The following is a 20,726-nucleotide window of genomic DNA, read 5'->3' as shown; positions in this document are numbered from 1 at the left end:
CTCACCGGCGCGGCACGAGCCCGGCGCGGTCGGCGACGACGGCCGCCTCCACGCGCGTGCCGACGCCCAGCGCCTGGACGATCGAGCTGACCGTCTCCTTCACCGTGCCGAGCGTGAGCCCGCACTCCGCGACGATCTCCGCGTTGGACAGGCCGCGCGCGAGCGCCTTCAGTACGATCGTCTCGCGGTCCCCGAGCCGGGCGACGCGCGCCCGGGCCGCGTCGTCCTCGAGCGAGCGGAAGAGCCGGCCGGGCCGGAGGCCGGGCGCGAGCACGATGCCGCCGGACGCGAGCGTGAGCACGTGCCGGGCGAGCTGCTCGGGATCCGTGTCCTTGAGCAGGAAGCCCGACGCCCCGCGGTGCAGGGCCTCGAGCACCTGGTCGTCGGTGTCGAATGTCGTGAGCATGGCGACCGCGGGCGGCCGGGGCTCGGCCATGAGCTCGGCGAGGATCGCGAGGCCGTCGGGCGCGGGCATCCGGATGTCGAGGAGCACCACGTCGGGCGCGTGCTCCCGCACGGTCGCGACCGCCGTGTCGCTCGAGACGGCCGCGCGCACCGCGATGCGCGGGCTGGCTCCGAGCACCATGGCGATGCCGGAGCGCACGAGCGACTCGTCGTCGACCACCACGACGCTCACGACGCGTGCGGCCTCGGAGGTGCCCTCGCCCACGCCGGGTCCGTCGCTCACGCGTCCCGCCTCCCGCCGGTGGATCCGCCGCCGATGCCGGTCGCGGCGCCGCGGTCCCCCGTGTGGCCGAGGCTAGCGTCCCGGGCCGCGCGCCTGGCCGCCCGGCGCACGCGACGGCCGGCACGGGCCTCGCCCCGCGCCGCCCGCAGCGCGCCCACCAGCTGCCGGATCCGCAGGGTCGGCACGTACGCGGCCGTCAGCGCGCGCCCGATCGGCGCGAGGTCCGCCGCCGTGGGGCAGGCGAGCCAGAGCGTCTCGTAGCGCGGATCGAACTTCGCCTTGAAGCGCAGCAGCGAGGTGAAGCCGTAGGACGGCTCGAGCACGCGCCCGGTCGCCGCGAGCAGGCGGGCCACGACCCGGTCGACCAGGCCGGCGGGCCGCATCGCCCCGACGCCCGCGAGCGGCGTGCCGGACAGGCTGAGCGTCTCGAGCCCCTCCTTCTGGAAGGCGCGGGCGGCGGTCGCGATGAGGAACTCCATCACGCCGGGCATCGGGTCGGCGCCGCGGCGCATCACGTCGAGCGTCCTCCCGACGAGGCGGCCGTCGCGGAAGACGGGCAGCCAGCTGGTGACGCCGTGCACGCGGCCGTCGGCGTCGACCGCGAGCAGCATCCGCACCTCGGGATCGTCGAGCTCGCGCAGGCCGCCGAGCGTGAAGCCCATCTCGGGCAGCGCCTTCGCGTCGGCCCAGTCGCCGCTCAGCGCGTCGACCGCGCGACGGAGCGGGTCGGGCAGGCCGCGGTACGTGCCCCACAGCGCGTCGACGCCGTCCCGGGCCGCGCGGTTGGTGGCGGTGCGCAGATCCTGCCGGCGCTTGCCGGAGGTGGAGAAGCCGGGGAGGTCGATCACGGCCTCCTCCGCGACCGGCGTGATGCTCCAGCCGAGCTCGGCGAAGACCGGCAGGTGCCGGGAGTGGATGCTGTAGAAGGCGGGCACGAGGCCGTGGGCCGAGCAGTGCCGGGCGAAGGCGCGGATCGTCGCGGGCGCGTCGACCGCGGAGGCCAGCGGATCCGAGACCGTCAGCGCCACCCCGTGCGCGGCGCGGTAGGCGACGGCGCCGCGGGGGGCCGGGTCGCCGTCCTCGCCGGCGAACCAGTGGCTGCTGCCGGCCCACGTGCCCATGAAGCCGAGGGATCCGGCGTCCGAGCGGATCAGCTGCGCGAGGACGCGGTCGCGCCCGGCCGAGCGCCCGTCGGCGACCGCGCGCGCGGCGAACGAGCGCCGCCGCACCACGAGCACGACGAGCGCGGCCGCCGGCACGAGCCACGTGGTCAGCACCAGCAGGGGCAGCTCGAGGTCGATCCAGGAGTCGATGGGGAAGGCGAACCAGTCCTCGGCGAGCGGGATGACGGTGTCGTACCAGGCGAGGAGCCCGGTGACGAGTAGCAGCGCGGCGGTCCCGAGCACGAGCCCGAGACGACGCCCGCGGAGGAGCAGCGCGACGGCGACGATGAGCACGCACAGCACCGCCACCGTGGGGCCGGGATCCAGCAGCGACCCCATCGCGCTCAGCACGCCGATCGCGTCGCCCGAGACGGCGGCGATCCACCAGCTGAGCGTGACCGTGCCGAGCAGGGTCGCGGCGACGACGCGGGCGCGGGACGACGCCTCGTCCTGCCAGGCGGGGCGGGCGGACAGCGGCACGAGGACGCGCCCGAGCCCGAGCCCGATGAGGAGCGCCACGCCGCGCGTGAGGTCGACGCCGTGACCGCCCGCGAGGAGCCCCGCGAGGACCGCCGCGAGCACGGCCGCGCGGAGGCCGTCGCGGTGGGCCGGGGCGAGCCCGCGGCTGGCGGCGGCGGCCACCGCCACGAGCACGACGGACGGCGCCCAGAGGCGGTCGGCCGCGTCGATCTGCGCGTAGAGGTCGCCGACGGCGACGCCCGCGGCGAGGAGGAGCGCGGCGACGGCGACGGGCGCCAGGGAGCCGAGGGCCGCGACGAGCGCCGTGCGGAGGATCCCGATGCGGCTCTCCGACCAGGCCAGCACCATCACGGTGACGGCGATGCCGATCGCGGTGGCGGCCGGATGCGCGAGCTCGCCGAGGCCGGCCATGAGCCCGATCCACGCGCTGCCCCCGAGGACGGCGAGGATCGCGAGCGGGTGGCGGGCGAGGGCGCGGCCGACGACCCGGAGCGCACCGAGCGCGGCCTCGGCGGGGCCGGACGCGGCGCTCGTTGGCGGTGCGTCAGCGGGGTCGACGGGCGTCGGTCGGGCGGCGGGGGCGAGCGTCGGGTGCGTCACGTCCCCAGTGTGCGCAGCGCGGGGCCGCCGGCGCATCGGCCGGGGGATCCGATCGGCCCGACCATCGGCTGATCCCGTCCGCCGATCGGCTGGGCCCGCGTCGCCGCTCCGCCCGTCCTCGCGCCGGAGACGCGAAGAGGCCCCCGGGTGATCCCGGGGGCCTCCTGTGCTGGTGCGCGAGGGGGGACTTGAACCCCCACGTCCTCACGGACACACGGACCTGAACCGTGCGCGTCTACCAATTCCGCCACTCGCGCCAACCGGACGACATTATCACGCCCAGGAGCCGGTCCCGTGCCGCCCGATCCCGCGCCGCCCGGGCCCCCGTCCGCCCCTCCCCGAGGGCGATCCGCACCCCGCGCGGGGCCGGTGTCCAGGGCACCGCCTCGCGAGTTGGCTACGATCTCCCTATTCATCCGCGGAAGGACCGCGCGAGGACGGATCACACGTGGGAATCCTGGACAACTTCGAGAAGGGCCTCGAGCGCGCCGTCAACGGCGCCTTCGTGAAGACCTTCAAGTCCGGCCTGCAGCCCGTGGAGATCGCCGCGCAGCTGCGTCGCGAGCTCGACACCCACGCCGCCGTCGTGGATCGCGACCTCATCCTCGTGCCCAACTCCTTCACCCTCCGGGTCTCCCGGGCCGACGCCGAGCGCATGGCGAGCATCGGCACCGCGCTCACCGACCAGCTGCGCCAGGCGGTCGAGAAGCACGCCTCCTCGCAGGGCTACCAGTTCGCGGGCGTGGTGCAGGTGGGCTTCCGCGAGGACGACGCCATCTCCGAGGGCGTCCTGGAGATCGACAGCCGCACGGCGGAGGGCAGCGTCACGTGGATGCCCGTGGTCGACGTCGCCGGCACCCGCCACCCGCTGCCCGTGGGCCGCACGGTCATCGGCCGCGGCAGCGACGCCGACATCACGGTCGACGACCCGGGCACGTCCCGCCGCCACGTCGAGATCGCGTGGGACGGATCCCGCGCCCAGGTCCGCGACCTCGGCTCCACGAACGGCTCCGAGCTGAACGGCGCGCCCGTCACGAAGGCGCCGCTCCCGCCCGAGTCCGTCATCCGCATCGGCCGCACCGCCATCACCTTCCGCGTCGTGCCGCAGGCCACCGAGGAGCGCGGCGGGCGCGACACCCGGGGCCGGGGCCACGACGACGGGTTCTGGGGAGCGTCGTGACCGAGCTGACCCTCCTCGTCCTCCGTCTCGCGTTCCTCGCGGTGCTGTGGCTGTTCATCTTCGGCATCGTCTACGCGCTGCGCTCCGACCTCTTCGGCCAGCGCGTGCGGAAGCTGCGCGAGGAGACGGGCGCGGCGGGCGGATCCCCGTTCCCGCACTCGCCGTACGCCGCGGCGGCCGCCGCCCCGCCGAGGTCCCCGCAGCCGGCCGTGCAGCCCCCGCCCATCTCGTCGATGCCGTCCGGCGCCAACTCCGGCGCCGTCCCGTCCCGCGCGAAGGCCACCACCTCCACCGCCCGCCACCTCGTCATCACCTCGGGCGCCAAGGCCGGCACGGAGATCCCGCTCGGCACCGAGCCGCTCACCATCGGCCGCTCGAGCGAGTCGGGCCTCGTGATCCGCGACGACTACACGTCCACCCACCACGCGCGCCTGCTGCTCTGGAACGACGAGTGGATGATCCAGGACCTCGACTCGACCAACGGCACCTTCCTCGACGGCAAGCGCGTGAGCGTGCCGACGCAGGTGCCGCTCGACACGCCGATCCGCATCGGCGCGACCAGCTTCGAGCTCCGGCGGTAGCGGCGTGGCGACAGTGACGCAGGCCGCTGCCGTCTCCCACGTGGGCAAGGTCCGGTCGAACAACCAGGACTCGGGCTACGCGGGGCGGGACCTCTTCGTCGTCGCCGACGGCATGGGCGGGCACGCGGGCGGCGACGTCGCCTCCGCGGTCGCCCTCACGCGCATCATCGAGGCCGACAAGGTCTACGCCTCCGCCCACGACGCCGAGTTCGCGCTGCAGGCCGGCCTCGTCGCCGCCAACCAGCTCCTCGCCGAGACCGTGTTCGAGCACTCCGAGCTCACCGGGATGGGCACCACCGTCAGCGCGCTCGCCCGCGTCGGCCGCCACGTCGCCATCGCCCACATCGGCGACTCGCGCATCTACCTCTTCCGCCGCGGCGAGCTCAGCCAGATCTCCGCCGACCACACCTTCGTGCAGCGCCTCGTCGACAGCGGCCGCATCACGCCCGAGGAGGCGCTCGTCCACCCGCGCCGCTCCGTGCTCATGCGCGTGCTCGGCGACGTCGACGCGGCGCCCGAGGTCGACACGCAGGTGCTCGACACGCACACGGGCGACCGTTGGCTGCTGTGCTCGGACGGCCTCAGCAGCTACGTGTCCGAGGAGCGGATCACCGAGATCCTCGCGACCGCGGGCACGCCCGACACCGTCGCCGACGCGCTCGTCAAGGAGTCGCTCGACCACGGCGCCCCCGACAACGTCACGGTCGTGGTCGTCGACGTGCTGGAGGAGGACGACGAGGCCGCCGCCCGGCCCGACCCCGAGCCCGTGCTCGTCGGATCCGCGGCGCAGCCCCTCGCGTTCGGCGACGAGCCGGCGAAGCGCGCCGTCCGCATCCCGTCGCTCCTGCTGCACCCGCTGCGCGCCACCACGGCCGCGCGCGACGCGCAGTTCGAGCCGGAGTCGGACCAGTACCTCGAGGCCCTCATCGCGGAGGACCGTCGCCGCGCGCTCCGCCGCCGCGTCACCTGGCTGGTCGGCGTCGCGCTGATCCTCGCGGGCCTCGTCCTCGCGTGCGTCCTCGGCTACCGCTGGACCCAGTCGCGCTACTACGTGGGCGAGGCCGACGGCACGGTCGCGGTCTACAACGGCGTGCAGCAGACCATCGGCCCGATCGAGCTCTCGCACGTCTACGCCCGCACCGAGGTGCAGGTCGACGACCTCCAGCCGTTCTACCGCCAGCAGGTGGAGCAGACCATCAACGCCGACTCGCTCGCGGGCGCCGAGGAGATCGTCAACCGGCTGCAGGAGGCCGCGCGTGGCTAGCGCCGGCGTGACGGACGCGCCCGTGCGCGGCCGCGAGCGCGCGCCCCGGATCCCGCGCATCCGCGTGCCCCGACGCCTCAGGAACCTCGAGCTCGCGCTGGTCGTGCTGGCCTCCGTCATCAACGGCGGCGCCCTGTACCTCGTGCAGCTCGGCGTGCTCGGCGCGTTCGACCAGAGCTTCTTCATCCCCGCCACCGGCCTCGCGGTCCTCGTCCTCGGCATGCACGTGGCGCTGCGCTGGCTCGCGCCCGATGCGGATCCGTTCATCCTCCCCATCGCGACCGTGCTCAACGGCCTCGGGATCGCCGCCATCTATCGCCTCGACCTCGCCGCCGGGCTCTCGGGCTGGGACAGCGTGGCCGTGCGGCAGATCGTCTGGTCGGGCCTCGCCATCGTGTGCGGGCTCGCGGTCATCGTGCTGCTGAAGAACCACCGCGTGCTGCAGCGCTACCGCTACATCGCCATGTTCGTCGGCCTCATCCTGCTGCTCCTGCCGATGCTCCCGGTCATCGGCCAGAACATCAACGGCGCGCGCGTCTGGATCCACATCGGCGGCTTCTCGTTCCAGCCCGGCGAGATCGCGAAGATCTGCCTGGCGGTCTTCTTCGCGGGCTACCTGGTCACCGCCCGCGACAGCCTCTCGATGGTGGGCGTCAAGGTCCTCGGGATGCGCTTCCCGCGCGTCCGCGACCTCGGCCCCATCCTGCTGGTCTGGGCCGTGTCGATGAGCGTGCTCGTCTTCCAGCGCGACCTCGGCACCTCGCTCCTCTACTTCGGCCTGTTCATCGTCATGACCTACGTGAGCACGGGCCGCATCGGCTGGGTCGTCCTCGGCCTCGTCCTCTTCCTCGGCGGCGCGTACGGCGCGAGCACCCTCGGCTACGTCGGCGGTCGCGTCGACGCGTGGCTCAGCCCCTTCGACCCGTCCGTCTACGACGCGAACGGCGGCAGCTACCAGCTCGTCACGGGCCTGTTCGGCATGGCCGACGGCGGCCTGTTCGGGCGCGGGCTCGGGGAGGGCATGCCCAACCTCACCCCGCTCGCCAACAGCGACTTCATCTTCGCGAGCCTCGGCGAGGAGCTCGGCCTCACGGGCGTCTTCGCGATCCTCGCCCTCTACCTGCTGCTCGTCTCGCGCGGCTTCCGCATCGGCTTCGCCGGCCAGGACGACTTCGGCAAGCTGCTCGGCATCGGCCTCTCGTTCGTCATCGCGCTGCAGGTCTTCGTCGTCATCGGCGGCGTCACGCGCGTCATCCCGCTCACGGGCCTCACGACGCCGTTCATGGCGGCGGGCGGATCCTCGCTGCTGGCCAACTGGATCATCGCGGCCCTGCTCCTCCGCCTCTCCGACACCGTCCGCAACCAGCCCCGATTGGTGGTCGAGTCGTGAACCGCGAGCTCAAGCGCGTCTCCGTGTTCGTCCTGGCCATGTTCGTGGCCCTCTTCGTCGCGGCGTCGGTCATCCAGGTCGTCTCCGCGCCCACGCTGCAGGCGGATCCGCGCAACAGCCGCACCATCATCGCCAGCTACTCGGCCGAGCGCGGCTCGATCCTGGTCGACGGCACGCCCATCGCCTCCTCGGTGCCGGTCGACGACCGCTACAAGTTCCTCCGCACCTACGCGCAGCCCGACCTCTACAGCGCGGTCACCGGCTACTACACGCTCGGCCAGGGATCCACGGGCCTCGAGGACTCCATGAACGACGTGCTCAGCGGCACGAGCGGCACGCAGTTCTTCGACAGCCTCACGCGCACCTTCACCGGGCAGGACCCGAAGGGCGCGTCGGTCGAGCTCACGATCGACCCGAAGGTGCAGCAGGCGGCGTACGACGCGCTCGGATCGCTGCAGGGCTCCGTGGTCGCGATCGAGCCGAAGACCGGCCGCATCCTCGCGATGGTCTCCAAGCCCGGCTACGACCCGAACACGCTGGCGTCGCATGATCGCGCGGCCGTGCAGCAGAGCTACTCGTCGCTCCTCGCCGACCCGGCGAACCCGCTCATCAACCGGGCGGTCAACAGCCTCAACCCGCCCGGATCCACGTTCAAGCTCATCACCGCGGCCGCCGCCATCGAGTCGGGCCAGTACACGCCCGACTCGCTGCTGCCCAACCCGCCCACCTTCACGCTGCCCGGCACCGGCACGGTCATCACCAACGCCGGCGAGGGCGCGTGCGGCCCCGAGGCCGAGGTCAGCATCGCGACCGCGCTGCGACTCAGCTGCAACATCCCGTTCGCGCAGCTCGGCATCGCGCTCGGCTCCGAGCGGATCGCGGCGATGGCCGACGCGTTCGGCTACGGCAAGTCGATCGACGTGCCCATGGCCAGCGCCAAGAGCGTCTTCTCCCCCGACCTCGACGACGCCCAGACCGCGCAGTCCGCGTTCGGGCAGCTCGACGTCCGCGCCACCCCGCTGCAGACCGCCATGGTCACGGCCGGCATCGCGAACGGCGGCGAGGTCATGAAGCCGAGCGTCGTCGACAGCGTCCTCAACCCCGACCTGAGCGAGCTCTCCGGCTTCTCCCCCAGCCGATTCGCCGACCCGATCTCGAAGGAGACCGCCGACACCATGACCCGGATGATGATCGACGACGTCCGGAGCGGCGTCGCGTCGAATGCGAGAATCAGTGGCGTCGACGTGGCCGGCAAGACGGGCACCGCCCAGAACGGCTCCGACGACCCGTACACGCTGTGGTTCACCGGCTTCGCGCCGGCGGAGGACCCGCAGGTGGCGGTCGCGGTCCTGGTCGAGGACGGCGGCGGACGAGGACGATCGGGCTCGGGGAACACCCTCGCCGCCCCCGTGGCGAAGAAAGTGATTGAGGCGGTGCTGGACAGATGAGACCCACGAGCGGACTGACCTTCGGAGGGCGTTACCAGCTGGGCGATCGCATCGCCATCGGCGGCATGGGCGAGGTGTGGGAGGCCACCGACCTCGTCATCGGGCGCAAGGTCGCGATCAAGATCCTCAAGGACGAGTACCTCGGCGACCCCGGGTTCCTCGAGCGCTTCCGCGCCGAGGCCCGCCACGCCGCGCTCGTCAACCACGAGGGCATCGCCAACGTCTTCGACTACGGCGAGGAGGACGGCAGCGCCTTCCTCGTGATGGAGCTCGTGCCCGGAGAGGCGCTCTCCACGATCCTCGAGCGCGAGCGCGTGCTGTCCACCGACAAGGTGCTCGACATCATCGCCCAGACCGCGCTGGCCCTCCACGCCGCGCACCAGGCCGGGCTCGTCCACCGCGACATCAAGCCGGGCAACCTGCTCATCACGCCCGACGGCCGCGTGAAGATCACCGACTTCGGCATCGCGCGCATCGCCGACCAGGTGCCGCTCACCGCCACGGGCCAGGTCATGGGCACCGTGCAGTACCTCTCGCCCGAGCAGGCGAGCGGGCACCCGGCTTCGCCGTCCACCGACGTCTACTCGATGGGCATCGTCGCGTACGAGTGCCTGGCCGGCCGCCGCCCCTTCACGGGCGAGTCGCAGGTCGCCATCGCCATGGCGCAGATCAACGAGCTGCCGCCCGAGCTGCCGGTCACCGTCGCCGAGCCCGTGCGCAACCTCGTCATGTCGTGCATCGCCAAGAAGCCGGCCGACCGCCCGCAGAGCGCCGCGCACCTCGCGCGCGCCGCGCAGGCGCTCCGCCGGGGCGACGTCGCCACCGCGACCATCGCGGTCGCGGCCGTCGCCGGTGCCGCCGCGCTCGCGGATCCCGCGCCCACGCAGGCCACGCAGCTCATGCCGTCCGGCCGCCGCGCCGCCGACACGGGCGCGACCACCGTCCTGTCCTCCTCCGCGCCGCGCGCCGGCACGGCGGATCCCTTCCTCCTCGACGACGCGGACGACGAGGAGCCCGAGGAGCCGCGCGCCCGCAAGCGCGCCATCTGGATCTTCGTCGTCGTCGCGATCCTCGTGATCGGCGCCATCGTGGCCGGCGCCATCGCCCTCACCGCCGGCCAGCGCGGGGACAACGCGGCCCCTGCGCCGGTCGAGACCACCGCGACCCCGAGCGCGAGTCCCTCCCCGAGCCCGACCCCCACGCCCTCGCCCACGGCGAGCACGGTGGACGTGAACCGGGACGACTACATCGGCCGCGACCAGAAGACGGTCACGGCGGAGCTCACGGCCCTCGGCCTCAAGGTCACCGTCATCACGGGCAGCGCCGCGCCGTCCGGCGAGGAGGAGGGTCGCGTCACGGCCATCACCCCCACCGGCACCGTCGCGAAGGGCGCCACCATCCAGATCACGGCGTACGGGCCGCCCACCCTGCCCACCGCGGCGCCGGGCACGCCGACCGTCGAGCCGACGGACGTCCGCGCCGGCCAGGAGGTGGACATCTCCTGGCCCGCCTACTCCTGCCCCGCCGGCCAGACGCTGAACGGGTACCAGATCCAGGCCGACTCCGTCTCAGGTGGCGCGACCGGCACCTGGGGCGGCAGCACGAACCCGACGAACGCTCAGACCACGTCGGGCGAGATCAAGGTGGGCACGAACCCGGGCACGTTCACCGTCAAGTACCTGGCCATCTGCGGCACCAACGAGTCGCCGTACAGCAGCACCGTCACCGTCACGGTCGAGGCCGCCCCGGGCGGCACCGGCGGCGGGACGGGCGGCGGAACGGGTGGCGGCACCGGGGGCACGGGCGGCGGCGCCGGCGGCACGACCGGCATGGCGCCGACCCCCGCCCCGGGTCGCACCGACGAGCGCTCGCTGGTCTCCAGCTCCCACCGGAACCCCTGACCGGCGGTCCACGCGGGGGCGGACGGCGACTGCTCGTCCGCCCCCGTCCGCCTGTCCCGGGTCCGCCCGGATCCCCAGCGGACCCCCGGTAAGCTCATCCCCGTCCGAATCCCGATCCCGACGAGAGGCAGCCCGTGACCGACACCCGTGTGCTGGGCGGCCGCTACGAGGTCGGGGCGCTGCTGGGTCGCGGGGGCATGGCCGACGTCTTCGAGGGCGTCGACTCGCGTCTCGGTCGTCGCGTCGCCGTCAAGGTGCTCCGCCGCGGCCTCGCCGAGGATCCCGCCTTCCGCAGCCGCTTCCGCCAGGAGGCCCAGGCGGCCGCGCGCATGTCGCACCCCACCATCGTGCGGGTCTTCGACGCGGGCGAGGACGTCGTCACCGACCAGGACGGCGCGTCGCACACGGTCCCCTTCATCGTCATGGAGCGGGTCGAGGGCCGCCTCCTCAAGGACGTGATCACCGACGGCCCGCTCGATCCGGACGAGGCCGTCCGCATCATGGGCCAGGTGCTCACCGCGCTCGAGTACTCGCACCGCGCCGGCGTCGTCCACCGCGACGTCAAGCCGGGCAACATCATGGTCACGCCCACCGGCCAGGTGAAGGTCATGGACTTCGGCATCGCCCGCGCCGTGTCCGACACCTCCGCCACCATCGCGCAGACCACCGCCATCCTCGGCACCGCCCGCTACTTCTCCCCCGAGCAGGCCAAGGGCGAGTCCGTGGACGCGCGCACCGACCTCTACTCCGCCGGCGTGGTCCTCTTCGAGATGCTCACCGGCCAGGCGCCGTTCCGGGCCGACACGGCTGTCGCCGTCGCCTACCAGCACGTCAGCGAGACGCCCGTCGCCCCGAGCTCCCTCCAGGACGCGGTCTCGTCGCAGCTCGACCAGGTCGTGCTGCAGGCCATGGCGAAGGACCGCTACGCGCGCTTCCAGACGGCGGGCGACTTCCGCACCGACCTCGATCGCGCCGCCGCGGGCACGCTCGCTCCGCGCGAGGCGCCGACCAACGACGTGGGGGCGACGCTCTTCGGCGCGCCCGCCGGCCCCTCCTCCTCCCAGCAGGCGCTGCGTCAGCTCGGCGTCGACGACGACCGCACCGTCCGCACCCAGAGCCGCCCGCCGGTGCCGTGGATCTGGGCCGGCGTCACCGTGGTGGTCGTGATCCTCATCGCCGTCGTCATCTGGGTCACCAGCCTCAGCTCCATCGCGCCACCCGACATCAGCCCCACCGTCCCCGACGTGACGGGCTCGACCTACTCGAGCGCGGCCGCGGCCCTCGAGGAGGCGGACCTCGTCCCCCTCGAACGCGAGGAGGCCAGCACCACGGTCGCCGAGGGCGTCGTCCTGCGCACCAACCCGGACCCGGGCGAGAACGTGGCCGCCAAGACCGAGATCGACGTGTTCGTCTCCTCCGGCCCGCCTGAGGTCCAGGTCCCGAACGTCATGAACATGGACGAGGGCACCGCCACCGCCGCCCTCGAGGCGGCGGGGCTCAAGGTGGGCGAGGTGGTGCGCCAGTCGTCGCCGACGGTCCCCGACGGCGTGGTCATGCAGACGGAGCCGGGATCCTCCCAGCAGGTCGACCAGGACTCGACGGTCAAGCTCGTCCTGTCCAACGGCAAGGTCGCCCTGCCCGACGTGCTCGGTCAGCCGCTCGTGGATGCGCAGAAGCTCCTCGAGGCATCGGATCTGGTCGTGACGACCCGCCGCGACCCCTCCTGCGGTCGAGCCGACGGATCCCCGGTGAGCCAGCAGTCGGTGCCGCCGGGTGACGTCGCGCAGCGCTCGACGGTCGCCCTCACGTACTGCACGGGCACGGTGCGCAGCACGCCGGCACCCACGACGGGCACGCCGACCCCGGATCCCGCACGCGGCTGATCCGCACGCGTCGCCCCCTGTGCGCGGCCGACGACCGCCCGAGGTTCACGGACCGCATCCGGCCCCGCCGCGGGACGGCGACGTCGGCGGACCGGCTCAGGTCACGCGGACGAGCGGCGACAGACGCGAGGCGGTGTCGCGAGCCCCGGCGAGACCGGCGCCCTCCAACCAGTTGCCGAGCATGCGGTAGCCGCCCTCGGTCAAGACCGACTCCGGGTGGAACTGCACGCCGACGATGGGCGCCGCCTCGTGACGCAGGCCCATGATCACCCCGCCCTCGGTGCGCGACGTGACCACCAGGTCGGACGGCACCGTCCCGTCGACGACCGCCAGCGAGTGATAGCGCGTGGCCGTGAACGGCTGCGGCACACCGAGGTAGAAGTCCCCGTCGTCGTGCGTGACCAGCGAGGTCTTGCCGTGCATGAGCTCCTCGGCGTTAGTGACCGTGGCGCCGAACGCCTCGGCGATGGCCTGGTGCCCGAGGCAGACCCCGAGCAGCGGGGTGCCGGACGCGAGGGCCGCCGTCACGGTGGGGATCGAGACGCCCGCCTCCGACGGCTTGCCCGGCCCGGGGGACACGAGCACCGCGTCGTACTCCGAGATGACCCCGGCCATGTCGGCATCAGCGTGGTCGTCGTTGCGCATGACCACGGTCTCGGCGCCCAACTGCTGCAGGTACCCGTTGAGCGTGTAGACGAAGCTGTCGTAGTTGTCGATGACGAGGACGCGTGTCACTGATGCACCGTGACTTCCTGGGTGTTGACGATGGAGTCGACCCAGGGGAAGACCCAGGTGACGAGGGAGAAGAGGATCGCCGCGAGGAGCACGAGGACGATGAGCAGCCGGACCCACACCGGCCCGGGCAGGACGCGCCAGAACGCCGCGTACACGCTCAGCCCGCCTTCGCGAACGACGTGCCGGCCAGGGCGGCGGGCGTGGACGCATCCGAGCGCGGCTGCCAGGACTCGAAGACGCTGTACGCGATGACGCGCTCGGCGGCGGAGAAGAGCGGGTTGCAGCTGGTCATCGTGAGGATGCGGTCACCGGGCTGCGCGTCCGGTGCCTGGGGCACCTCGTCGAGCACGTCGACTCCGGTGGGCTTCACGTACTCGAGTGTACGGAAGCGGTAGGTGTACCAGCCGTCCTGCGTCTCGACCACGATGGCGTCCCCCACCCGCAGGTCGGTGATCTGGTTGAAGGGCTTGCCGTAGGTGGTGCGGTGCGCCGCGACGGCGAAGTTCCCGATCTGGCCGGGCATCTGGGTCTCGCGGTAGTGGCCGATCTTGCCGTGGTTGAGCACGCTCGAGAGGCCGACCCCCGTCGCGACCGGCACCACGTAGTCGGGCCCGAAGCGCGGGATGTAGATGTTGCCGAAGTCCGTGGCGTCGGTGGAGGGCGCCTGGGTGATGACGGGATCCCCCGGTGCCACGGGTGACGCGGACGGGTCGGGTGTGGCCGCCGCGTCCGGTGCGGCCGTGGCCCAGCTCCGGCTGTTCTCCAGGGCCTGGTCGCGCTGGCCGCTGCTGACCACGATGTCGTTGAACCACAGCTGCCATCCCAGGAACAGCATGATGAGGACGCCGGCCGTGAGGAGCAGCTCGCCGAGGACGCCGACCGTGCCGAGCAGCGCATCCCCCCGCCTGCCACGGCGCCGCGTCGCGCGGCGGGATGGGGCGGGGTCCTGAGCGCTCATGTGCCGATTGTAGGCGGCGCACCTGCGGGGTACGGCCCCGCGAGCGCCCCGTGGAGCCGGGCATCCTCCCGGCCCGGTGCAGGACGGTACGGCTAGAATCGCCGCATGGCCCGCGACAAGACGACGAGACCCTCCCGCCAGGAACGCGTGCGCGACGAGGACGCCCCGAACCCCGTGTGGTTCAAGCCCATCATGTTCGGCTTCATGCTCGTCGGGCTCGCCTGGCTCATCGTCTACTACGTCAGCCTCAACGCCTTCCCCATCCCGGACCTCGGCGTCGGGAACATCCTCATCGGCTTCGGCCTCATCCTGGTCGGCTTCCTCATGACCACCAGGTGGCGCTGACCCGAGCGCCGATACGAGAGCCCGTCACCATCCGCTGGTGACGGGCTCTTCTGCGTCTCCGGCGATGCGCGCGCGGATCCCCCGTTGTCCACAGAGGTCCTGTGCACAACCCTCCACACATGTGGAGAACCGCACGGAGCGTTCTGCCGGATCACGCTGGCCCGGCGGGTTACCCGCGGAAGCCCACGAGCGTGGCGATCCAGCCGAGCTCGGCACCGTCCCACGCCGTCGGAGGTCCTCCCCCATCAGCCCCTAATCACACGCGTGTAACTATCCCCACTGTGGACGAGCCTGTGGATAACCCCGCTGGGCCCCAGGGGCACGCGGATGGGTAGCGTGGCAGACGACGAACGCGCCGCCCCCGAGGGGACGGCGCGCGCAGGTGCGGGTCGGTCAGAGGGTGACGGGGAAGACGGCCGCCGCGACGAGGATCGCCACCGCGAGACCCGCGAGGGAGCCGATCTGGGTGCCACGCTGGCGGGCGTCCCTCGTCCGCAGGAGCACGAGCGCCACGACAGCTCCCGTCACCAGACCGCCGACGTGTGCCTGCCACGAGACGCCCTGCACGACGAAGCCGAGCAGCAGGTTGAGCACGATGATGCCGAGGAGCGGGCCGACGTTGCCGCCGAGCTTGCGGGCGAGGACGAAGTAGCCGCCCATGAGCCCGAAGATCGCGCCCGAGGCGCCGACCACGGCCTGCAGGGGCTCGCCCATCACGGCACCGATGAGCTCCACGCCGAGGGATCCGCCGAGCGCGGAGATGAGGAAGAGCGCGAGGAAGCGGCCACGTCCGAGCATGGGCTCGAGGACGCGGCCGAAGACGAAGACCGACAGCATGTTGAGGACGATGTGCAGGATGCTCGCCGGCGAGTGCGTGAACGCGCTCGTCAGCATCCGCCACGGCTCGTAGTCACCGGAGGCGACGCTGCCGTAGACGGGCGCGAACCACAGCGACGTGGTGACGTAGTCCCCGACGACGGGCAGCACCTGGAGTATCCAGACGACGGCGCAGACCGCCATGATCCCGTACGTCACGACGGGCGCGGAGCTCCGCGTCATCCGAGTGACGAACGAGGCCCGGGAACGGGGAGCGGTGCGACGCTGCTCCTTCATGTCCTCCGGGCAGATCACCCCGACGGCGGCCGGCGTCTGGCACTCGGGGCAGATGGTCCGCCCGCATCGCTGGCACAGCACGAAGCTCTGCCGGTCGGGGTGCCGGTAGCAGCGGTCGGCCGCCGTACGGGGTGAGTCGGTCATCAGACCTTCTCGACGGTGACGCTCTCGATCACGACGTCCTCGCGGGGACGGTCGCGGCCGTCGGTCGGGACCGCGTTGAGCGCGTCCACGACCTTCTTGGACGCGTCGTCGGCGACCTCGCCGAAGATCGTGTGCTTCCCCTGGAGCCAGGTGGTGGGGGCCGTGGTGATGAAGAACTGCGAGCCGTTCGTGCCGCGGCCGCCCTGGGTGCCGGCGTTCGCCATCGCGAGGATGTACGGCTTCGAGAAGTCGAGGTCGCGGCTGATCTCGTCGTCGAACTGGTAGCCCGGGCCGCCCGTGCCCTGGCCGAGCGGGTCGCCGCCCTGGAGCATGAAGTCCTTGATGATGCGGTGGAAGACGACGCCGTCGTACAGAGGGTCGGTCGACTTCTTGCCGGTCTGGGGGTGGGTCCACTCCTTCTCGCCCGTGGCGAGGCCGACGAAGTTCTCGACGGTCTGGGGCGCGTGGGACCCGAAGAGGTTGAGGACGATGGTGCCGTGGTTGGTCGTCATGGTGGCGACGTGAGTGTGCGCAGACATGGAGCAATGGTCTCACGGCGGAGCTGGGACTCGGCGGACGCACAGGGTCCGTCGTGTTTGCCCGCAGAGGCACCCGTGCCAGACTGAAGATCCTGGCGAAATCACACCGATGGAGGTCCCCTTGGGTCTGTCACGCAAGAACAAGAAGGAGTTGGCGAAGCTCCGCACCCACGCGGCCGCCGTCCTCAAGGAGCAGCGCGAGGTCCTCGACCGGGCCAACGTCGTCGTGGCCGAGGCCGCGCACACCGCGCGCAAGCTCTCCGACCAGCACGTCGTCCCCGCCGTCAAGCGCGGCGTCGACGACCACATCCGGCCGGGCTACGAAGCCGGCGCCGAGCGCGTCCGCACCGCGGCCGACTCCGCCTACAAGGGCTTCACGCACACGGTCCTCCCTGCCGTCGCCGGTGCTGCCGGATCCGCGGTCGCCGCGACCGAGGGCATCCGCAACAGCAAGCAGGTGAAGGACGCGGTCAAGAAGGCCGGCAAGGTGTCCTCGAAGGCGCAGGAGTTCGGCAAGCACTACGTCGACAACGGCCGCTCCTACGTGGGCCGCTACGTCCCCCAGGTCGCGCCCGCGAAGAAGGGCCTCGGCTTCGGCGGAGTCGCCCTCATCGCGCTCGGCGTCGTCGTGGTCGGCGGCGTCGGCTACGCGCTGTACCAGACGTTCCGCGCGGACGACGACCTGTGGATCGCCGACGACGAGCCGGAGGCCGTGGACGCGAAGGACCAGCCCGCGAGCTGATCGCCGCTCCTCGATCGCGCCGCGATCCGACGAAGGCCCGGACACCGAGAGGTGGCCGGGCCTTCGTCGTCCGGTCGGACGCGCCCTCCGCGAGACGAGCCGGAGGAACCCGGAGACGGGCGAGATGTGGAGTCACGGGGAATCGAACCCCGGACCTCCTGCTTGCAAAGCAGGCGCTCTACCAATTGAGCTATGACCCCGATCGGCGAGCCTCGGACCGCCCTGCGGTCTCCCGACTCGCTTCCCGCCATGCCCCCGGATCGTGCGGATCCGGGGGTGTTGGTGGGGATACCAGGATTTGAACCTGGGACCTCTTCATTATCAGTGAAGCGCTCTAACCAACTGAGCTATATCCCCATCGGGCAGGTACACGTTACCGTACGCCTGCCCGTTTCTCCCAATCGGCTACGCGTTGGTGAAGCCGACGAGGACGCCGCCCGTGATGCGCACGCTCAGGTTGTAGAGCAGCGCGGCCACGGCGCCGAGCACGGTGCCGACGACGATGTTGAGGACGGCGACGACGATCGCGAACCCGAGCACCTGGCCCAGGCCGAAGACGTCCTGGAGGGAGAAGTCCGCGGATCCGGAGACCTCCTGGAACAGCTGGTCGACCGTGCCGAACACGTTCGTGGTCTGCAGGACGACGTAGATGAGGAACGTCGCGACGACCGTGATGATGCCGAGCACCACGGAGAAGAGGAACGCGAGCTTCAGCGCCGACCAGAAGTCGACGTACACGAGCTTGAGCCGCACCTGCTTGGTGGTGGTGGCCCGCGACGACTTCTTCGCGAGCTTCTCGGCGACACTACTCATCAGGTGTTCCCTTTCCAGCAGCGGTACCGTCGGACGCGTCGGGCGCAGCTTCGGGGACCACCAGGTTGCGTTCGGAGTTCTTGGCCAGTGAGATGATCCTGTCGTCGTCCGCGAACCGGGCGAACACGACACCCATGGTGTCGCGGCCCTTCGCCGGGACCTCGGCCACGACAGACCGTACCACCTTGCCGCTGGCGAGCACGACGAGGATCTCGTCCTCCTCGCCGACGATGAGCGCACCCGCGAGGTCGCCTCGGGCGTCCTGCAGCTTGGCCACCTTGATGCCCATGCCGCCGCGGTTCTGCACGCGGTACTGGTCCGCGGCGGTGCGCTTGGCGAAGCCGCCCTCGGTCACCACGAACACGTAGCCCTGCTCCCCGACGACGGATGCGCTGAGCAGCGTGTCGTCCCCGCGGAACGTCATGCCCTTCACGCCGGACGTGGATCGACCCATCGGACGGAGCGCCTGGTTGTCGGCGGAGAACCGCAGCGACATGCCCTTGCGGGACACGAGGAGCAGGTCGTCGTCCTCGTCCACGAGGAGCGCCGAGACGAGGGCGTCGCCGTCGCGGAGGTTGATCGCGATGATGCCGCCGGTGCGGTTCGTGTCGTACTCCGTGAGGGCCGTCTTCTTCATCAGGCCGTCGCGTGTGGCGAGCACGAGGTACTGCGCCACCTGGTAGTCGCGGATGTCGAGGACCTGCTGGATCTCCTCGTCCGGCTGCATGGCGAGCAGGTTCGCCACGTGCTGGCCCTTGGCGTCGCGGCCGGCCTCCTGCAGCTCGTACGCCTTGGCGCGGTAGACGCGGCCCTTGTCCGTGAGGAAGAGGAGCCAGTGGTGCGTGGTCGTGACGAAGAAGTGCTCCACCACGTCGTCGGCCCGGAGCTGCGCGCCGCGCACGCCCTTGCCGCCGCGGTGCTGGCTGCGGTAGTTGTCGATGCGGGTGCGCTTGATGTACCCGCCGCGCGTGACCGTGACCACCATCTCCTCCTCGGGGATGAGGTCCTCCATGCTCATGTCGCCGTCGAAGCCGAGCATGATCTCCGTGCGCCGGTCGTCGCCGTACTTGTCGGTGATCTCCTGCAGCTCGGTGCTGATGATCTCCCGCTGCACGGTGGGCGTCGCCAGGATGTGCTTGTACTCGGCGATGCGCTCCTCGAGCTCGGCCGCCTGGTCCTGGATCTTCTGACGCTCGAGCGCGGCGAGGCGGCGGAGCTGCATCTCGAGGATGGCGTTGGCCTGCAGCTCGTCGATGTCGAGCAGCTTCATCAGGCCGCTGCGGGCGACCTCGACCGTCTCGGACCGGCGGATGAGGGCGATGACCTCGTCGAGCGCATCGAGCGCCTTGAGGTATCCGCGCAGGATGTGCGCACGCGCCTCGGCCTCGTTGAGCCGGTACTGCGTGCGGCGGACGATGACGTCGATCTGGTGGTCGACCCACGCGGAGATGAAGCCGTCGAGCGCGAGCGTGCGCGGGATCCCGTCGACGATCGCGAGCATGTTCGCGCCGAAGTTCTCCTGCAGCTGCGTGTGCTTGTAGAGGTTGTTCAGCACGACCTTCGCCACCGCGTCGCGCTTGAGCACGATGACGAGGCGCTGGCCGGTGCGGCCCGAGGTCTCGTCGCGGATGTCGGCGACTCCGCCGAGCTTGCCGTCCTTCACGAGCTCGGCGATCTTGATCGCGAGGTTGTCGGGGTTCACCTGGTACGGCAGCTCGGTGACCACGAGGCACACGCGGCCCTGGATCTCCTCGACCGCGACGACCGCGCGCATCGTGATGGACCCGCGGCCCGTGCGGTACGCGTCGATGATGCCCTTGGTGCCGAGGACCTGGGCGCCGGTCGGGAAGTCGGGTCCCTTGATCCGCTCGAGCAGCGCCTCGAGCAGCTCCTCCCGGTTCGCGTCGGGGTGCGCGAGCAACCACTGCGCGCCGGACGCGACCTCACGGAGGTTGTGCGGCGGGATGTTGGTGGCCATGCCGACCGCGATGCCGACGGATCCGTTGACCAGGAGGTTCGGGAAGCGCGACGGGAGGATCTTCGGCTCGAGCGTGCGGCCGTCGTAGTTGTCCTGGAAGTCGACCGTGTCCTCGGTGATGTCCCGGACCATCTCCATGGCCAGCGGCGCCATCTTGGTCTCGGTGTATCGCGGGGCGGCGGCGCCGTCGTTGCCGGCGGAGCCGAAGTTGCCCTGGCCGAGCGCGAGCGGGTAGCGCAGGCTCCACGGCTGGACGAGGCGCACCAGCGCGTCGTAGATCGAGGAGTCGCCGTGCGGGTGGAACTGGCCCATGACCTCGCCGACCACGCGGGCCGACTTGAAGAAGGAGCGGTCGGGGCGGTATCCGCCGTCGTACATGGCGTAGATCACGCGGCGGTGCACGGGCTTGAGGCCGTCGCGCACCTCGGGCAGCGCGCGCTGCACGATGACGCTCATCGCGTAGTCGAGGAACGAGCGCTGCATCTCGAGCTGGAGGTCGACCTGCTCGATGCGGTCGTGCGTGACGACGACGGTGGCGTCGGGGTCGACTATCGCACCGGGCAGCGAGTCCGAGGCGGCAGCGGCGGAGGACGCCGGCGTCACGCCCTCCTGTGGCAGGGCGTCGTCGGTGGACGCCGCCTGCTCGTCGTCCGGAGTCGCCCCCGTGCCCTGCTCGTCGTCCGGAGTGTTGTCGTCGGCCATGGAGGTCCCGTTCAGAGGTCGGTGGATCGTGGGGTCGGCGTGGGGCGGCGGTCGGCATCGGGCCGTGCCGCCGCCCGGT

Annotated in this window: 18 protein-coding genes and 3 tRNA genes; 9 read left to right on the top strand and 12 right to left on the bottom strand. The window is 71.7% G+C overall.

All coding sequences use genetic code 11. From position 1 onward, the window contains the following. Position 1: 1 nt before the first annotated feature. From JOE38_RS16020 to JOE38_RS10465, 3 genes are all read right to left on the bottom strand, one after another. Entirely contained in the window at positions 2-688 is a 687-nt protein-coding gene (locus JOE38_RS16020; protein ID WP_204576219.1) for a response regulator, read from the bottom strand. Next, positions 685-2,931, bottom strand: a complete 2,247-nt coding sequence (locus JOE38_RS10470) for a bifunctional lysylphosphatidylglycerol flippase/synthetase MprF (protein ID WP_204576218.1) — start codon at positions 2,929-2,931, stop codon at positions 685-687. Before JOE38_RS10470 ends, JOE38_RS16020 begins: the two co-directional genes overlap by 4 nt. A 170-nt stretch (positions 2,932-3,101) precedes the next feature. Continuing rightward, a tRNA-Leu gene (locus JOE38_RS10465) sits at positions 3,102-3,188 on the bottom strand. Between the two features lie 191 nt (positions 3,189-3,379). Between JOE38_RS10465 and JOE38_RS10460 the strand changes: the two genes are divergently transcribed. The 7 genes from JOE38_RS10460 to pknB all read left to right on the top strand — a co-directional run bounded on the left by JOE38_RS10460 (position 3,380) and on the right by pknB (position 12,578). Further along, complete coding sequence (locus JOE38_RS10460; RefSeq protein ID WP_204576217.1) at positions 3,380-4,111, top strand: FhaA domain-containing protein; 732 nt, start codon at positions 3,380-3,382, stop codon at positions 4,109-4,111. After that, complete coding sequence (locus JOE38_RS10455; RefSeq protein ID WP_204576216.1) at positions 4,108-4,692, top strand: FHA domain-containing protein FhaB/FipA; 585 nt, start codon at positions 4,108-4,110, stop codon at positions 4,690-4,692. Before JOE38_RS10460 ends, JOE38_RS10455 begins: the two co-directional genes overlap by 4 nt. Positions 4,693-4,696: 4 nt before the next feature. Beyond that, the gene (locus tag JOE38_RS10450; protein ID WP_204576215.1) at positions 4,697-5,956 is read left to right on the top strand and encodes a PP2C family protein-serine/threonine phosphatase; all 1,260 of its coding nucleotides are present in this window, start codon (positions 4,697-4,699) and stop codon (positions 5,954-5,956) included. Continuing rightward, on the top strand, positions 5,949-7,346 hold the full coding sequence (locus JOE38_RS10445; RefSeq protein WP_204576214.1) for an FtsW/RodA/SpoVE family cell cycle protein: 1,398 nt from the start codon (positions 5,949-5,951) through the stop codon (positions 7,344-7,346). The genes JOE38_RS10450 and JOE38_RS10445 overlap by 8 nt, the downstream gene beginning before the upstream one ends. Next, on the top strand, positions 7,343-8,794 hold the full coding sequence (locus tag JOE38_RS10440) for a peptidoglycan D,D-transpeptidase FtsI family protein (RefSeq protein WP_204576213.1): 1,452 nt from the start codon (positions 7,343-7,345) through the stop codon (positions 8,792-8,794). Before JOE38_RS10445 ends, JOE38_RS10440 begins: the two co-directional genes overlap by 4 nt. Further along, a complete protein-coding gene (locus tag JOE38_RS10435; protein ID WP_204576212.1) occupies positions 8,791-10,695 on the top strand; it encodes a protein kinase domain-containing protein in 1,905 nt (634 codons plus the stop codon). Before JOE38_RS10440 ends, JOE38_RS10435 begins: the two co-directional genes overlap by 4 nt. 134 nt (positions 10,696-10,829) lie before the next feature. After that, on the top strand, positions 10,830-12,578 hold the full coding sequence (gene pknB / locus JOE38_RS10430) for a Stk1 family PASTA domain-containing Ser/Thr kinase (RefSeq protein ID WP_204576211.1): 1,749 nt from the start codon (positions 10,830-10,832) through the stop codon (positions 12,576-12,578). Positions 12,579-12,674: 96 nt separating this feature from the next. Here pknB and JOE38_RS10425 read toward each other — a convergent pair whose 3' ends face one another. Genes JOE38_RS10425 through JOE38_RS10415 form a run of 3 tightly spaced genes read right to left on the bottom strand, consistent with a single transcriptional unit; the run spans position 12,675 to position 14,271 of the window. Beyond that, a complete protein-coding gene (locus tag JOE38_RS10425) occupies positions 12,675-13,313 on the bottom strand; it encodes an anthranilate synthase component II (protein WP_204576210.1) in 639 nt (212 codons plus the stop codon). After that, positions 13,310-13,468: a hypothetical protein gene (locus JOE38_RS10420; protein ID WP_015488827.1), complete on the bottom strand. Its 159-nt coding sequence runs from the start codon at positions 13,466-13,468 to the stop codon at positions 13,310-13,312. The genes JOE38_RS10425 and JOE38_RS10420 overlap by 4 nt, the downstream gene beginning before the upstream one ends. A gap of 2 nt (positions 13,469-13,470) precedes the next feature. After that, complete coding sequence (locus JOE38_RS10415) at positions 13,471-14,271, bottom strand: class E sortase (RefSeq protein ID WP_204576209.1); 801 nt, start codon at positions 14,269-14,271, stop codon at positions 13,471-13,473. A gap of 105 nt (positions 14,272-14,376) precedes the next feature. Here JOE38_RS10415 and JOE38_RS10410 point away from each other — a divergent pair, with 105 nt between their 5' ends. After that, the gene (locus JOE38_RS10410; RefSeq protein ID WP_015488825.1) at positions 14,377-14,616 is read left to right on the top strand and encodes a cell division protein CrgA; all 240 of its coding nucleotides are present in this window, start codon (positions 14,377-14,379) and stop codon (positions 14,614-14,616) included. Between the two features lie 393 nt (positions 14,617-15,009). Here the strand turns inward: JOE38_RS10410 and JOE38_RS10405 are convergent, their stop codons facing one another. Together JOE38_RS10405 and JOE38_RS10400 are read right to left on the bottom strand one after the other, a co-directional pair. After that, positions 15,010-15,873, bottom strand: coding sequence for a rhomboid family intramembrane serine protease (locus tag JOE38_RS10405; protein ID WP_204576208.1), 864 nt, complete (start codon positions 15,871-15,873; stop codon positions 15,010-15,012). Further along, positions 15,873-16,412, bottom strand: coding sequence for a peptidylprolyl isomerase (locus tag JOE38_RS10400; protein ID WP_015488823.1), 540 nt, complete (start codon positions 16,410-16,412; stop codon positions 15,873-15,875). Before JOE38_RS10400 ends, JOE38_RS10405 begins: the two co-directional genes overlap by 1 nt. A gap of 121 nt (positions 16,413-16,533) precedes the next feature. On the opposite strand from JOE38_RS10400, the gene JOE38_RS10395 reads away from it, so the two are divergent. Beyond that, complete coding sequence (locus JOE38_RS10395; RefSeq protein ID WP_239544805.1) at positions 16,534-17,154, top strand: hypothetical protein; 621 nt, start codon at positions 16,534-16,536, stop codon at positions 17,152-17,154. Positions 17,155-17,281: 127 nt separating this feature from the next. Here JOE38_RS10395 and JOE38_RS10390 read toward each other — a convergent pair. The 4 genes from JOE38_RS10390 to gyrA form a co-directional block, all read right to left on the bottom strand. Beyond that, a tRNA-Ala gene (locus JOE38_RS10390) sits at positions 17,282-17,354 on the bottom strand. An 80-nt stretch (positions 17,355-17,434) separates the two neighbouring features. Beyond that, a tRNA-Ile gene (locus tag JOE38_RS10385) sits at positions 17,435-17,511 on the bottom strand. 48 nt (positions 17,512-17,559) lie between these two features. Further along, complete coding sequence (locus JOE38_RS10380) at positions 17,560-17,967, bottom strand: DUF3566 domain-containing protein (protein ID WP_011931227.1); 408 nt, start codon at positions 17,965-17,967, stop codon at positions 17,560-17,562. After that, positions 17,960-20,647 carry a DNA gyrase subunit A gene (gyrA, locus tag JOE38_RS10375; RefSeq protein WP_204576207.1) on the bottom strand — a complete coding sequence of 896 codons (2,688 nt, stop codon included), beginning with the start codon at positions 20,645-20,647 and terminating at the stop codon, positions 17,960-17,962. The genes JOE38_RS10380 and gyrA overlap by 8 nt, the downstream gene beginning before the upstream one ends. Positions 20,648-20,726: the final 79 nt, after the last annotated feature.

The organism is Clavibacter michiganensis (genome assembly GCF_016907085.1).
Lineage (GTDB): Bacteria > Actinomycetota > Actinomycetes > Actinomycetales > Microbacteriaceae > Clavibacter > Clavibacter michiganensis_O.
The sequence above is the reverse complement of the archived record's forward strand: the minus strand, read 5'-3'. Positions and strand labels throughout refer to the sequence as shown.